The 15,054-nt window shown below is 62.2% G+C and carries 9 protein-coding genes; all 9 read right to left on the bottom strand.

Features of this window, described 5'->3' with window-relative positions:
• Positions 1-9: 9 nt before the first annotated feature.
• Positions 10-1,509: an O-antigen ligase family protein gene (locus L6R21_25175; GenBank protein MCK6562506.1), complete on the bottom strand. Its 1,500-nt coding sequence runs from the start codon at positions 1,507-1,509 to the stop codon at positions 10-12.
• A 2-nt stretch (positions 1,510-1,511) separates the two neighbouring features.
• Positions 1,512-3,284, bottom strand: coding sequence for an aminoglycoside phosphotransferase family protein (locus tag L6R21_25180; protein MCK6562507.1), 1,773 nt, complete (start codon positions 3,282-3,284; stop codon positions 1,512-1,514).
• 5 nt (positions 3,285-3,289) lie between these two features.
• Positions 3,290-4,843, bottom strand: a complete 1,554-nt coding sequence (locus L6R21_25185; GenBank protein ID MCK6562508.1) for a flippase — start codon at positions 4,841-4,843, stop codon at positions 3,290-3,292.
• A 236-nt stretch (positions 4,844-5,079) separates the two neighbouring features.
• Positions 5,080-6,513, bottom strand: coding sequence for a hypothetical protein (locus tag L6R21_25190; GenBank protein MCK6562509.1), 1,434 nt, complete (start codon positions 6,511-6,513; stop codon positions 5,080-5,082).
• Positions 6,461-7,141: a hypothetical protein gene (locus L6R21_25195; GenBank protein ID MCK6562510.1), complete on the bottom strand. Its 681-nt coding sequence runs from the start codon at positions 7,139-7,141 to the stop codon at positions 6,461-6,463. The genes L6R21_25190 and L6R21_25195 overlap by 53 nt, the downstream gene beginning before the upstream one ends.
• Positions 7,142-7,213: 72 nt before the next feature.
• Positions 7,214-8,431 (bottom strand): glycosyltransferase, encoded by a 1,218-nt coding sequence (locus L6R21_25200; GenBank protein ID MCK6562511.1) that lies wholly within the window; start codon positions 8,429-8,431, stop codon positions 7,214-7,216.
• Between the two features lie 165 nt (positions 8,432-8,596).
• Positions 8,597-12,406 carry a tandem-95 repeat protein gene (locus L6R21_25205; protein ID MCK6562512.1) on the bottom strand — a complete coding sequence of 1,270 codons (3,810 nt, stop codon included), beginning with the start codon at positions 12,404-12,406 and terminating at the stop codon, positions 8,597-8,599.
• Positions 12,407-12,473: 67 nt separating this feature from the next.
• A complete protein-coding gene (locus L6R21_25210; protein MCK6562513.1) occupies positions 12,474-13,847 on the bottom strand; it encodes a phytase in 1,374 nt (457 codons plus the stop codon).
• A gap of 35 nt (positions 13,848-13,882) precedes the next feature.
• Entirely contained in the window at positions 13,883-15,040 is a 1,158-nt protein-coding gene (locus L6R21_25215; protein MCK6562514.1) for a hypothetical protein, read from the bottom strand.
• Between the last annotated feature and the right edge of the window lie 14 nt (positions 15,041-15,054).

Raw genomic sequence — 15,054 nt, forward strand, 5'->3', positions numbered from 1 at the left:
GTTTGCCCTTCATGCTGCTGCAGGCACGGGTGCGCGTGCTGCCTGCGCCGGCTGCGGGGCACGGGCCTCGTTTTTGAGAATCTGCAGGACGATGCCGGCGAGCGCCAACAGGAACCAATAGTAACGTTGATAAGAAAGATGAAGAAAGACGGCGGTGCCGAGATAGGCAATGATGCTCAAGAAAAAGGCGGTCGCCAGATGCGCCAGCTCCGGCCGGTGCTGCAGCCAGCGCTGACGGCCGCGCCACAATTGCGCTTGCAGGAACAGCACGATCGCCAGGAAGGCGGTCAAGCCGATCATGCCGTTTTCCGCCGCCATTTCGAGATACATGTTGTGCGCGCGCCGGTTGCCGCGCAGCAGTTTGGTGCCGACTTCGTTGCCGTATTTGCGCACATAGAATTTTGAGAAGTGGCCCGGCCCCACGCCGGTGAGCGGATAGTCCACGAACACGTGCAGCGCGGCAATGTTCTGGGCGTAGCGCCCGCGCAACGAGCCGTCAAGCGCGCGGGTCTTGGCGTCGTGCGCTTGCAGATTCGTGATGTTGACCAGTCCGCTGATGCGATTGACGTAATCGGGCAGGGCAATCGCCACGACGGCAGCCAATGCCAGCCCGGCGGCCACGGCGTGGCGGGGGCGAATGTATTTGAAGGCCACCAGCAGCAGAAAGAGAATCAGCAAAGTGAGAAACGTGGCGCGCGAATATGTCAGCAAAATGGCGCTCAAAATCAGGCCGGCGGCCGCGAGTGCCAGCCAGCGCCGGCGCGAGCGTTCGACATAAAAGAGATAGAGCGCCAGCGGCAACAGCACCACCATGATTTGCGCATAGCGATTCTGTTCACCCACCGGGCCTTCCGCGCGTTTGGCGCCGGAATAGACGTCGTAATCGAGATTCTCGAAGTCGATGGACTTCTTGCGCTGCGCCAGGCCGAGATAATTGTTGTCATAGGTGTGCGTGATTTCCTGCACGATGCTCAAGCTGCCGAGAAAACTGCCGACCAGCAGCAGCGTCCACAAGACCTTCTGCAAGTCCGGCAGGCGCCGCACTGCGTTGAGCACGAGAAAATAAAGCACGATGCCCTCCAGCGCATAGTTGCCGATTTCACTCAGTGCCAGAAAAACGTCTTTGCAGGTGAAGGAAGCGAGAATGAGCGTCAGCAGGTAAAGCACCATCAGCCCCAACACGCCGTCGAAAATGAAGCCTTCCCGCTGCACGAAAAGAAAGCGGGCCAGCGGCAAAGTCAGCAGCAGCGGCACGGCGGCGGCCACCGGTTGCGGCACGCCGTGGAATTGATAGGCCAGCACCGCGATGTTGCTGTAGAAGACAAAAGTGAAGAGCAGCGTGGCCGTTTCCGGCGAACGAAACAGGTAAAATCCGGCGAGCAATGCGAAGCTGCCGAGGACGAGAAAGATGAGCAGCTCATGCGAGGCCAGATAGGCCAGCAGGCCGAGGCCGAGCAGAAAGGCGGCGATCGCCAACAGGGCTTTGATGGAAAGGAGGTGAGCACGCATGGTTACACCCGTATCAAATGCTGTGAAGATCGGGAAGCGGAACAGTGGCCCGGCGGTTTCGAGTCCAGCAAGGCAGCCAGGCCGGGCGCATGGCGTTGTGTGATGCACAGCTTGAGTAGCCTGTAGTAATGTCCCTCGCCCAGGGTTGCCGGTGTCAGCCGGCTGGCCTCCTTCAAGGCGCGATGCAGCCAGCAGGTGAAGAAGAGCGGCGCCACCAATTCGCGCTCGAGGCCGATCGCGGCGCAATAGCGCGCCACGGTTTGGGAGAGAAACGCGCTCGCCGGCGAGGTGGCGAGGAACATCCTGGCAAAGCCGTGCAACGAATCGTGCAGGCCTTGCCGGCGGGCCATCCAGTTGCCGTAGGAGCGCATGAAATAGAACAAATCCCACAGCGGCATGCCCTGCGCCTCGCCGGCCTCCCAATCGATCACGATCACGCGGTTCTGCTCGGACACCAGCATGTTCCAGGTGCCGGGATCGCCGTGCTGCAACACCGCCGGAAACGGCTGGCGGCTTGCGCGTACCTGCGCGATTTGTTCCTGGAGAAAATCATGCTCCGCCGGCGACAAATCATAAAGCCCGGTGAAACGCGCAAACAGGACTCCCATTGTATCTGCCGCCGTTGCCGCCGGCAGTCGATTCTCTGCTGCTGAACCCGCGGCAACCTGCACCAGCCAGTCAATCGCCTGGGCTGCGATAGGGCACGCGACGGTGCCGGTTGTGCGGCTGCGAAAGGGTACGCCGTGCACCGCACGCTGGCCGCAAATCGCGAGGCCGGCATGGTGGCCGAAAAACACCGGTTCGGGAAAACTGCCGGGCGGCGCACAGCCCTGTGCCTGCAAGCGCACCAGCATGCGCTGTTCATTTTCCAGGCGGTAGTTGAACTCCGGCGCGCGCGTCATTTTGACGACCAGCTCGGGCCGGCGGCTCTTGCGATCGAACAAGAAAAAGATGGTCTTGTTGGAATTGTATTTTCCGCGGGCGGAGACGCCGCAGCGGTAGTGCGACAAATCCACGCCCTGTTGGCCGGCGAGTTCGCGCAAGAAACGCGGCGGGGCATGGACTCCCGCGGCAGCGCCGGCGCGATTCACCAGCACCGCATGCCGCGGCATCAGGCGGGAAAACTGGCCGGAGCTGCTGAGCGCGAGTCCGAGCCGGCTGATCAACCGCTTGGACCTCGACTGGCCGTAGAGCAGGTTGGCAAACGCAAAGCGCGCCATGGCCACTTCGCCCAACGGGAAGGCGGTGCGCCAGTCGCCGCCGAACGGCGTGAGCCAAAAGTGGCGCGCGGCCGGCAGACCCAGGTGCCGCAGTTTTGCCAGCAGCCGCGCGGCGATCAGGCGCTTGCCGTAACCGTGGCTCTCGAAATAGATCGTGCCGTGCGGCGCCAAGAGGCGGCCGCAGCTCTCCAGGAAGGCGGGATGCTTCAGCGCGTGCGGCACGCCCTGCCGGCCGGCGAGCAGAATCAGATCCACGCCGGCCTCGGGCAGCGCCAACCCCGCAAACTCGGCAGGAGTCACCAGCCGCAGGCCGCGGCTGAAGAGCGTATCCCACTCCGCGCTGCGGGCGATTTGCGCGGGAACCGCCGCAGCGATCACGGTGATCTCCGGGCAAAGCGCGGTCAATGCCTGCACCGTGGGCAAGCCGGGCAGGCCCAGGGTCAGCACGCGCCTGAGCTGCAAGCTCGGCAGCAGAAATCGCCAGGGCGCGCAGGCCAGTCCACCGGTGAGATTCGTTCCCGGGATGAATTCGGTTTGTAAAGTGAGGTCGAGCATGCGTGTCACTGCAAAAGCTTTCCAATCAGCGGGAGCTTGAGAAGCTCGGGGAAATTCTCGGCGACGTGCAACCGCTTCTTGCTCACCATGATCACGAACAGGGAAATCATGGCGGCGAGCGTCACGGCAACGTAAAAATTGGTTTCAACCGCGAATTGCAGCACGAACAGTCCGCAGGCGCTGAGCGCGAGCAGCAAGTAGAAGGAGAAGTAACTCTTCTCGAACAAGCTCACGCCCGCGGCCAGGCGCAGCCCGGTTTGCTTGAAGATGTTGTGCACGATCATGGTGCCGGCGGTGCCGATCGCCGCGCCCAGCGCGCCATAGCGCGGAATGAGCAGCAGGTTGACGATGACATTGATCAGTGCGGCGGCGAGATTGATGCGCACGATGTAACCCAGCTGGCCGATCACCTTGAGCGTCAGGCCGTTGAAGCCGAGCGCGGCGCTGAAGTAATAGCCCAGCGACAGCAGCGCCAAAATGATGCCGGATTGCTGATAGCGCTCACCGTAGAGAAAGAGCGTGAGCGGCTCGGCAACGGAAAACGTCAGCGCGAACACCGGGAACGACAGCACCGCCAGCCAGATCGCGGTTTTCCAGTAGAGTTCATTGATGCCGGCATGATCTCCCTTGGCGAACAGCCGCGCCGCGGTGGGCGTGAACAGCAGCGCGAAGCTGTTCATCACGATGGTGTTGAGCTTGGCCGCGGGCAGCACTACGCGATAGTAGGCGACTTGCGTGGCGTCGTGAAAATAGCCGAGCAGCAGGGCGTCAGCCGAATGGATCACCACGGAAACCAGATCCGAAGTCATCATGGGCAGGGTGAAGGCAAACACGGCGCGCAGCGGCACGGCCATGCCGCTTGCACGCCAGCGGCCAATGAGGTTCTCCTGGCGCAACATGCGCAGAAAGAGCGCAACGTAGATCAACACCCCGAGTATGCTCGCGGACAGATAGCCGTAGGCGAGAAACAGGGCGTCGCTTTGAAACAGCATCAACAACATCACCACCGCCAGCTTCAGCAGCGGCCCGAGCACGTGCTTGCGAAAAAAGATCGAACGCGCGTTGGAAAAGCTGGCGAACAGGCCCATGAACAGGCCATCCAGCACTTCGACCGGAATCAAAAAGATCAGCACATAGAGCAACGTGAACGAAGCCTTGCCCTCGGCCATCAGCTTGGCGATCAAATCCGGCATCGCAAAAAAGGCGCTGATGAGCAACGAACTGGTGAGCAGAATCGTGCCGAACACCAGCGCGATGGTGCCGAAGAGCTTGTCGTATTCCTCTCTCTCATGATAGATCGGAATGAAGCGCGAAATCGCGCGATCCAGGCCGAGCGTGGCAAAGCCCTGGCAGAAGGACACCACCGAGAGCGCGTAGGCCCAGGCGCCGTAATCGCTGGTGGAAAGATGGCGAACGATCAGCACCTGCGATACGAAGTTGAGGCCGACGGAGAGCAGCCGGCCGCTCAACAGCAGGCTGGAGCCGCGAATCTGCTTGCGCGCCGCGTCCTTCTTGGTTGTGCGGGGCGGGGCCGCGATTTCGGTTGTGGAATCTGCCATGTTATCCTGTTTCGAGATACAGCCGTGGGCTGCAAATTTTCTGAAATGCGCTGCGCCGCGGCGCGGGCTGTTACCGGCACGGATGATTCATTTCGTCTGCGTCCGAGAATGTTCCAACCTCGGCTCAGCCAAAGTTGCCAGAACGCCGCGTGGCGCGGAAACCCTGCGGTATTGCCTGCAACGGCCCAGCCGTTGCCGGAACACTTCTCTTGCAAGGCGGCGATTCCGGTCGAACACTATTTCTTCGCATGCCGCTTGCGATAGCGCTCCCAAATGATCGCGGTCACCGCGCGTTGTACCACGAGAGCGGGCTGGGAGGCCTCCACCACCACCATTTGCGGCAGGCTGTGCTGCAGGCTGAGATAGCCCTGGCGCTGTTGTTCCAGCCAAGCCGGCGAATGCTCGCCTTTGCGGCGATAAAGCAGCTCGCCGGGCGCATCGAGCAGGATGATCAAATCCGGGGTGGGCCAGCCGAGATTGAGCAGCGCCCGGCGCATGCGCTGGCGCAGCGTGGTGGCCGGCCGCGCGACCCAGGCATCATAAACAAAGCGATCGAACACCACGATCCGGCCGCGCCATTTTTGGAAATGCGCATAGCCGAAGCGATACCATTGTTCCAGCATGCGATTCACAAAGCCGACGGGCTTGAGCAGCAGCCGCAAGCCGGCGGAGCGGGCTGCCTTCTGCCGGCGGTGCAGCCAGCGCGTCGTGGGCAAACCCACGGTGCTGGCCTGCACGTTGGTGCCCATGTAGAGCAATTCTGCCCGCAAGCCAAAGTCGCGTTGCAGCGCCGCCGCCAGCGTGGATTTGCCCGCGCCGTCGGGAGCAAGCAATGCGACCGAAAGGCCCGGCTGCCTTAGGGCGTGCAGCACAAAGCGCAAACGCCGCAACAGCCGAGTACTCAGATTGCGTCCGAGAGCGGCTGCCGGCTGTTTGCGCCAAAGCTGGCGGGCGAGCAAACGCCGCGCGGACAGCAGTGCCTGCCAATCATCGGTTGCGGCGGCGCGGCTGAGTTGCGGCCAGGTCAGGCACGGCGCGAGATGGTTTTGCACATGCCGTTCGAGACGCCGGCGGCTGGCCTCGTCACCGGCGATTTGATCAAAGAGCGCAGTGAGACGCCGGCGCCGTGCCTCGCGAAAGCCGGCTTTGTCCAACAGACAATGCAACACCAGCGTGAGGAACTCATCTTCCGGCGCCAGCACATAAAGCGGCGGCTGTGCCTGCCGATGTTGCAAGCAACTCTGCGCCAGAGCAACCGCGAGATGGCGAACCGGTTTGCCGTAACGCAACTCGGTGACTACGTCGAGTTTCAGCCATTCTCCCGCAACCGGTGAATAGCCCAGAAAGAAATGATGCGGGGCGTGGCCCCAAGCCGGCAGCGCCGCGCAACCCGCGGCCTGCAGCAGCTCGCGCAGCCGTGGCAAGTGTGCGGCCGCGACCAACAGATCGACTTCCTTGTCGCCCGGCTGGCTCAACTCGTCGTAACCGCGCAGCAGCGCATAGCTGATTTTTTCCTGCTCCAGCCAGGCAAAAATCGCGGTGAGCAAGTCGCCGGCGGCCTCGTGCGGCTGTCCGCTCTTGCCGTTGCTCGCGTGATCCGGCGGCGATGCCAGGATTTCAGAGGCGCTTTGTCTGCTGGAAGTTTTTGATGTGTCGGACCACTTCGGCATAGACGGCTTCGTAGGGCTGATTGGCATTGACCGTGATGAAATTGCGCGTCACTTTTCCCTGGCGTAGGAAAGCCTGGCGCCGCGCTTCGAGGTAAGCGATGCTCGCTTCCTGTTTGCGTGCATACAACACCTCCGCCGGCGCGTCGAGATAGATCACCAAATCCGGGGCGGGATAGAGGCGGGCCAGGAACCAGCGATGCAAACCATCGCTCCAGGGCCGGCGCTCGCCGTTGCGGCTCTCCTCGCGCTCGAAGTCGAATTTGAAATGGCGATCATAGACCACGATCGCGCCGGCACGGCGGTAGCGCCAGGAGAGATACTGGCGGTACCATTCCTCCGCCAGACGATTGCACAGTTTCACCAGCGCCCACAGCCGGCTTTTGGATTTGCCGGAGCCGCTGCTGCGCTGATGCAGCGAGTTGCTGGCAGGCGGCGGCGCCCCGGATCTCCGGCGGCGCAGCTTCTTGATAAATTCGATCAAGCGCGAAGTCGGCAAGGCCACATTGCTCGACTCGATGTTGATGCCCATGTACAAATACTTGATGGGCAGCTCGCCGGCGCTTGCGAGCTGGCGCGCGATGGTGGTTTTGCCCGCGCCATCCGGGCCAATGACTGCAACCGAGAACATCGTCACTCTTTTTTCAAATGAATGAGCTGGTGGAATTGGGTGTCGCGCGCGCGGCTGGTGCGCCGGCACCGCTCACGCGGCACCATTGCGGCCGGCCGCTGCCAGCCACAGTGCCTCGAGTTTTGCGATATTGCGCGGCCAGACAAAATGCTGCTCGACGAATTGCCGGCCGGCCTGCGCCAGACGCCGGCACTCCTCGGGATGTTGCAGCAGCTCAACGATGGCGGCCGCGAATTGCGGCGCGCTCTGCGCCACCCGCAGCGGCGCCGCGCTGCCGTCACCCAAGCGCAGGCCTTCGGCAACCACCGGTGTGGTGACCACCGGCAGCTCCATCGCCAGCGCTTCGAGAATTTTGTTTTGCACGCCGGAAGCAAAACGAATCGGCGCGACATAGAGCGTGGCGCGGCTGAGATACGGCCGCAAGTCATCGACGAAGCCGGTGACCGTGACGTTGGGGATTCGTTGCGCCGCCGCCTTGAGGGCCGGCAACGGATCGCGGCCGGCGAGCACCAGCTCGAGTTTCGGCAACAGCGATTGCAACCGCGGCCAAACGTGTTCGAGCAGGAACAGGGCGGCGTCGTGGTTGGGCGCGTAGTTCATCACGCCGGTGAAAATGATGCAATTGTCCGCTCGCGGCTCCGGCAGCCGGCGCCAGAAATCGACCTCCACCGCCTGCGGAATGATTTCGCCATTCTCCGCGCCCGCCAGCAGCAGCGCGCGATCGCGCCGTGAGGCAAACGCCAGATGCGGCGTCTTCCGCACCAGACGCTTCTCGATCCGCCGCACTTCGAGATAGCGCATGAGCAGCCAGAGCCGCCGGGCGAAGTTGGCATGCCGCATCTCGCCACGCACCCGCGCCGAAGTGGCATCACAGCAATCCGCCACGATCGGCACGCCGCGCAGATCCGCGATCACGGGAAAAGTGTTCTTGCCGCTGTACATCACCACGTCGAAGGCTTCCCGCTGCAGCAATTCCCGCACGGCTTTTTTCATGGCGCGCGCTGCTGCGCGGAAGCGCAGCGCCTTCTGCGGTTTGGCGCCCACCAGCGGCAGCGCGCCGAGCCAGCGCACCCACAGCGGCTCGCGCGGTCGCGTCTCGCCAAAAATCATGATTCTCTCGGTAAAAGGCTGGAGCGCCGCGAGGGCTTCCGGGGAGATGCGCGGCTTTTTGGTGAGCGAGCAATAGGTGATTTTGTGTTTCTGCCCCAGGCTGCGCAGAAAATGATAGTGCCGCAGAAACCCGCTGGTCAAAGGATAGGGAATCTCGGTGGTGAGGTAGAGAACTTTCAACGCCGCTTGCTCTGCTGCTGAAGGTGTTGAGTGTTTGCTGGATTGTCCCACGCAGATGTTTCCCGATTGCAGCCGCTTGCGCGCGCCCGCCGGCACGCGCAAGCGACAGCTTTCAATCAAGAGTTTGGGCCTGCCTTTTTCGTCTCATCGGTGCCCGGCATGGCATCACTTGAGCAACGTCACCCGGCGGATGAATTGATGCGCGCCGGCGTTGAGACGAATCAGATAAATGCCGGAGCTGACCGTGTTGCCGTTTTGATTCCTGCCGTTCCAATGCACTTGTTTGCTTCCGGCGGGCTGCACGCCCTCCACCAGCTTGATCACTTCCTGGCCGAAAAGGTTGTAGATGGACAGGCGCACCGGTGCGGCCTCCGGCAGGCCATACGCAATCACCGTCGCGGGATTGAAGGGATTGGGATAAGCCGGCGCGAGATAGAACTCTGCCGGTTGCCCGCCTTCGCTCGCCAGGCGAATGTCAACCAACTGATCGGCGGTGGCCGTCGCCCCGGCAGGCAGAGCCGCGCCAGTCGTGATCACCAGCTCCGGCGGAAATGCCGCTTCCTTGGAGCTGAAGTAAATGCTGTTGGTCGAAGCGCTGCTCATGCCGAAGCTGTAGGTGCTGTTGCCGGCGACGGCGCTGGTGACGTCATATTCGACCCAGGTGCCGGCGGCGGCATTGGTCGCGGCTGCGAGCGGGGCGCCGCTGATCGCCGGCGCGTTGTTCCAGGTGATGCCGGATTCCTGCCACGGCGTGCTGCTGTTGCGATAGGCGTTCGACACCAGATAGACCGTGCCGCCGTCATTGCTGCCGTCAGTGACATACAGCCGCAGCGTGGCCGATTGGATCATGCCGCTCACGCCGGTGACCGTGAATTTGAGAAAGCTGTAGTATTGCGGATCACCCGCACGCAGGCGCAGGGTGCTGTCGTTGCCATAGTTCTTCGTTGGACTCGAGGATTTTACCATCGCGTCATCGCTCGGCTCAAACGTCAGCGTTGCCGGAGTCGAGCTGCCCACCGAGACCGTTACCGTCGCGGTGTTGGAGGTGGCGCCTTCGTTGTCCTGCACGGAATAGGTGAATTGATCCGAGCCGCTGAATCCGGCTGCCGGCGCGTAGGTAATCACGCCGCTGGCGGGAGCGATGGTGATGATACTGCCCTGGCCGGGCGAGGCCACGATCGCGACGCTGGCAGGATCAAGGTCGCCTTCGACGTCACTGTCATTCGAGAGCACATCGATCTCGACTGCCGTGTCCGCCGCCGTGGTTTCGCTGTCGTCTTCGGCTTGCGGCGGATCATTCACCGGCGTGATGGTTACAGTAACGCTGGCGGCATTGGAGAGCGCGCCGTCATCATCCCGTACCGTGTAAGTGAAATCGTCCTCGCCGAAGTAGTTGCCCGCCGGCGTATAGTGAATTTCACCGGTGGCGGAATTCACCACTGCTGTGCCATGGCTCGGGCCGGTGGCGAGGGCAACGCTGCCGGGAGCGATCGTGCCGTCGGCATCTTCGTCGTTGCCGAGCACGGCGATGGTCACGGCCTGATCTTCCGCCGTATCGGAAGCATCGTTGTTGGCGACCGGCGGCTGGTTGCCGGGTTCACCGCCGCCGCTGCTGCCGTTCGCCGCGACCAACAGCTCCGGCGGGTGCTCGCCCTGGCGGGAGCTGTGATAGACGCTGTTGGTGGAGGCCGTGGTCATCGCGAAGCTGTAAACGCCCTCGCCGTTGATGGCCGCGGTGACATCATATTCCACCCACACACCCCCGCCCACCGCGCCGCTTTGCACCAGCGGCACTCCGCTGATTGCCGGCGCATTGTTCCAGGTGATGCCCGCTTCGTTCCACGGCGTCGCAGTGCCTTTGTAGAAATTCGAAACCGCGTAAAGCGCGCCGCCGTCGGGGCCGCCATCGGTGACGAACAGCCGCAGCTTGGCACTCTGCACGCCGCCAGTCAAACCGGTGAGGTTGAATTTGAAATAGTTGTTGTAAATCGGATCGCCGCTGCGCAAGCGCAAGGTGGTTTCGGCGCCATAGTTCTTCGCCGGACTCGAGGATTTCACATACGCATCGTCGCTGACCAGAAAAGTCACGGTCCCGGACCCTGCGCCGGTCACGGAAAGCGTAACCGTTGCGGCATTCGACAGCGCGCCTTCGTTGTCTTCCACCGTGTAGGCAAACTCATCTGCGCCTTGATAACCTTGGTCAGGCGTGTAGGTGATCGCGCCGCTCACCGGGTCGATCGCCGTGATCATTCCGAAGATCGGATCCTGCACGATGGTTACACTCGCGGCCTGCAGGCTGCCGTCCACGTCCGAGTCGTTGGCCAAAACGGCGATGGTTACTGCGGCGTTTTCCGAGGTGGTGGCGGCGTCCGCGTTCGCCACCGGCGCATCATTGCGGCTGGCGATGGTCACACTCACGGTCGCGGCGTTGGAAATGGCGCCGTCATTGTCGCGCACCGTGTAGGTGAAAGAATCGGAGCCGTAGTAATCGGCGTGCGGGGTGTAGGTGATCACGCCGTTGGCGGCGTTGACTGCAGTCGTGCCGTGGCCCGGCGCCGCGGCCACCGTCACGCTGCCCGGGTTGAGACTGCCGTCGGTATCGGAATCATTCCCGAGCACGTTGATGGCCACCGCTTGATCTTCGGGCGTGGTGGCGGCATCATTGTTTGCCAGCGGCGGCACATTGCCCGGCTCACCGCCGCCGCCGTCACCCAAATCGATGTAGTTGTGCAGATAATTCTTGGTATTCTTGTCGCTCGCCAGCACCAGCAGCCCGGTGGCGCTGTTCAGGTTCTGCTTGGTGGAAGTGGGATTGTCGACATAGGAATCCGTCGCGCTGTGGATGAATTCCGTGCCCAATCCGCCGGCGAGCACAATGTGATCGAGGCTGCTCTTCTTCATGTAGATGCGGCGCGGCGAGGTTTTGAAGCTCATCGCGAAAATGTAAAGATCGCGATGTTCTTCGTCGATCAGCAGCAGAGGCCGGGTGTGATCTTCCGCCTTGGTGCCGAAGATGTGCCGCGACCAGTTGGCGTTCACGTCGCGCTTCAACAAAAAGATCAAAGGCGAGCTGGAGCCGCTCAAGCTGGTTTTGGTCACCGCGTAGACATTGCCGCCTTCATCCGGCATCACTTTCAGATTGATGTGATCGTCGGCGACGGCGCCGAGATTGGCGTCGGCCAGCGCCTCTTCGCGCGGCTCCCAGGCGGTATCGGCCTTGCTGTCGAGATGGGTCGCAAAATAGGTTTTCCGGTCAACCTGGTTGCTCCACATCACGCCGATCTGGTTGCCGCCGAAGGCGACGAGCGCGCAAATGTCATCCGAGGCCAGGTTGTTGCCCTGCACCGGCAGCACAAAGGCGCTGCCCCAGGTGTAGTCGTCGCCCACGGAGCGGTTGATCTTGACCTTGTTGCCCGCGGTCCACGCCGCCCAGAGCTGGCCGCTGGAATCTTTGGCGAGCGTGAGCGCTTCGGTGTTTTCATTGTTGATGTCGACCGGGAAACCGCTGTTCAAACTGTAGCTCTGGCTGGCGGAATTGTAGGAATAGCGATACAGGCGCGTGGGTCCGCTGCTCGAAACCAGATGCGAGGTGACGTAAAGATATTGGCCGTCCCACAGCGCATCTGCCAGACTCTTGCTGCGATTGTCGATCACCGGCCCAACGTCGCGCCAGCATTGATTGGCGCGGTCGAAACGGTGAATGCGATACTGCGCCGTCGCGTTGCTCCACAAGCATCCCCACCAATAGCCGTCATTCCACCACAATTTGCTTTCCGGTTTGGAAGCGGTGATTTCACTGTAAGGCGAGCTGCCGTAGTTGTGATCCCGATAACCCGTGACGATCGGGGTCGAGGCACATTCCTGCGCCGCGGCGGGGGCGGCGGCCAACAGCAGCACGACCGTCACCGCCAGCAGGCCGGCACGGGCGAAGAAGTTTGAATGGGCACAGTCCAGCAGCGTCTGCGCGCAACGCATGCAACACCTCCTGGTCAAATTATCTGATTCCAATTCCTGAACACGCGACCTCCAAGAGGTGATCGAGCTAACGCAGCAAGGTCATTTTGCGGGTTTCGGTGAATCCTTCCGTGTGCAGCCGCAGGTAATAAGTTCCGCTGGGCGCCATTTGGCTGCGGTCGTCCGTGGCATCCCACCAGGCCGCATGGGCGCCGGCGGGCAGCCAACCCTCCTGCAACGTCTTGAGGCGCCGCCCCAGGACATCGAAGACCGCCAGTTGCACCCAACCCGCGGCCGGCAGGTCAAATTGAATCCGCGTTTGCGGATTGAAGGGGTTGGGATGGTTTTGGTGCAATGCAAAACCTGCGATCCCCGCGCCGGCACTTTCGTCAGCGACCCCCGACGAGGTGACCGCAGCGACACAGACGTGCAAGAACGCACGCGCGATTTCCTCCCAACCAATCAATGAAAAGCGGCGGCCGAGTTCATCATGCCAGACCAGCAGGCCGTTGGCGAAGTCGTTCGAGGTGCGGAAATTCGTGACCTCCACACTGACGCCGGTTTCCCCCTGCGTGCGACGCACGGTGGTGAGCAGGCGGTGGCGATGCGGCTGTCCCGGCTCACCGTCGCGCGGATAGAGGCGAAGGGCCTGATCCTTGGGCGTCGCCAGCAGCAAATAGCCGGTGCCGTCCGGACAGGCATAGAGCGCCAGCCCTTTGTGATTGCCGGCAATGCCGTCTTCGGTGGCAAACAAGGCGAGCGGTTCGTCGCCGTGGTCCGGGTCGGCGTAATACTTGTGAATGCCGGCGCCCTGCTCGGAGGCGTAGAGATAGCCCAATTGATCATCCGCGACCATGCCTTCGATGATGCCGGCATGATTGCCCCACTGCCGCACCAGGGTGCCCTGCACGCGGCCGCTGCCGTCATCTTGCAGACGCAGTTGCCACAATTGCGACCGGGTGGAATCGTGCTTGCTGCTGACGATGGCAAACAAGGCGCGATCATGCCAGCGCTGATAGAGCGTGAGGCCGTAGGGCGATTTGAAAACCTCGATGCCGCCGGCCGTGGTGATCTCGGTCAGCGTGCGCGTTTCAGGAGAGATCGCGAACACGCGCAGCTCATGATCGGCACGCATGGTGACCACCGCAATGTCGACCAATTGTCCGCCCAGTGGCACGCCCCGGCGTACGTCGACGTTGTTCGGGCGAGGCAGCACCAGCCGCTGCTGCAGCGAGCCGTCGAGATTCCACGCGTAGAGGCCGCCATTGGGCGCCGCGCCCTTGTCCGTCCCCAGAATCAAGCTGCGCTCGGGGCGGGTGGGGTGAATCCAAATGGCCGGATCATCGGCGTCGGTGAGCACGGCGGTGGTCGCCAACCGCGGTGTCACGGTGATGGTATCTGGAACCTGCCCAAAGATGGTGACGGCGCTCACGCTCAAACTCACGGCCACTCGGCGAAGCATGCGAAGAGTCACGCTGAATGCCTTCCTTGTCGAATTCACACATTCGCGGCGCCGGCGCCCTTCGCACAAAACGGTTTCATTTGCCGATACAAGTCATCAAATGAAAACGGATAGGGATGCCAGGCCACATAGGCTTCCATGCCGGCCAGCGCACGGCCCAGGATCTCGGCTTGGCGCAGCGGCGCTTGTTCGATGAAGGCGTTGCGCCGTTCCGGAAACGCGAACGCGAACGCCAGGTAATGCTCCATGAACGGCAACAGCTCGTATTGGATCGACGCGCTCATGCGCGCGGCAATCTCCTGCGGCGAAACCGGCTCCACCCGCGTCTCCGGCAGGTCATGGCTCGCCACCAGAAAAATCTTCTCCGGCCGGGCGGAAAAGGGACCGCACCTTTCGCCAAAGATCGTGGCTGCGGGCAGAGTGACATTGAGCTGGCGTTTGAGCGCCGGCATGGCCTCGCGCAAGTATTTCACCGGCAGCAGGCTGCGGCGCTGCGGCAGTTTGTGTTGCAGCCGGTCGAGCGCATGAATCGCCTTGAAGCGCAGCAGATGTTCGCGCTTGACCCGACGCCGCAGCTCGGGGAGAAGATCGAGATGCCAGTCCCACAACCGGATGTTTTCGGGCACGCCGTACATTTCCCGGCCGTCGCCGCGCAGCAAAATCCACTCGTCGCCCACGTAGCGCGCTCCGTGTTGCGCGAAGGCGAGCAGCGCTTCGGTTTTGCCGCCTTTCGCCCAGCCGGTCACGATGATGCCGGTTTCCTGGTAAACAAAGGCGGAGGCATGCAGCGCGACGCAGTCTTTCTGCAAGGCAGTGAGATTGACCATCGCCAGCAGCAGCGGCACGGTGGCAACCCCGCGTTCACAGACGATTTCACAAGGGCCGCCGATCTGGGCAAAATCGAGGCGAACCTTTGCCTTCTTCTTGCTGCTGCGCAGAATGAAGAAACCGTCGCGGGTATAGCCGTTTTTCTCCAGACCCAGCAAGCGCAAGCCGGGCGTGGGGAGATGGTCCACAAAGCGGATGGTGAGGTCAGGCTTTCGCTGCAGCGGCGCTTGCAGCGGACCGAGTTGGCGGGCCACAGCGGCGGCCTCGGCGGCCGTGGGCTGCAGCAGGCGCACGCCGACCAAGCCATGAATATCGTAGTCGATATGGTCGGGAGGTGAACCCGCATTGCCGATCAGAGGTGACATGCGCTCCTTCCTGG

This window comes from bacterium, assembly GCA_023150945.1.
Lineage (GTDB): Bacteria > Zhuqueibacterota > Zhuqueibacteria > Zhuqueibacterales > Zhuqueibacteraceae > Coneutiohabitans.

Bases quoted from the DNA above. Each gene is read 5' to 3' on its own strand.
- L6R21_25210 (MCK6562513.1), bottom strand. From the start codon at position 13,847: ATGCTTCGCCGAGTGGCCGTGAGTTTGAGCGTGAGCGCCGTCACCATC.
- L6R21_25195 (MCK6562510.1), bottom strand. From the start codon at position 7,141: ATGTTCTCGGTTGCAGTCATTGGCCCGGATGGCGCGGGCAAAACCACC.
- L6R21_25205 (MCK6562512.1), bottom strand. From the start codon at position 12,406: ATGCGTTGCGCGCAGACGCTGCTGGACTGTGCCCATTCAAACTTCTTC.
- L6R21_25215 (MCK6562514.1), bottom strand. From the start codon at position 15,040: ATGTCACCTCTGATCGGCAATGCGGGTTCACCTCCCGACCATATCGAC.
- L6R21_25175 (MCK6562506.1), bottom strand. From the start codon at position 1,509: ATGCGTGCTCACCTCCTTTCCATCAAAGCCCTGTTGGCGATCGCCGCC.
- L6R21_25185 (MCK6562508.1), bottom strand. From the start codon at position 4,843: ATGGCAGATTCCACAACCGAAATCGCGGCCCCGCCCCGCACAACCAAG.
- L6R21_25190 (MCK6562509.1), bottom strand. From the start codon at position 6,513: ATGCCGAAGTGGTCCGACACATCAAAAACTTCCAGCAGACAAAGCGCC.
- L6R21_25180 (MCK6562507.1), bottom strand. From the start codon at position 3,284: ATGCTCGACCTCACTTTACAAACCGAATTCATCCCGGGAACGAATCTC.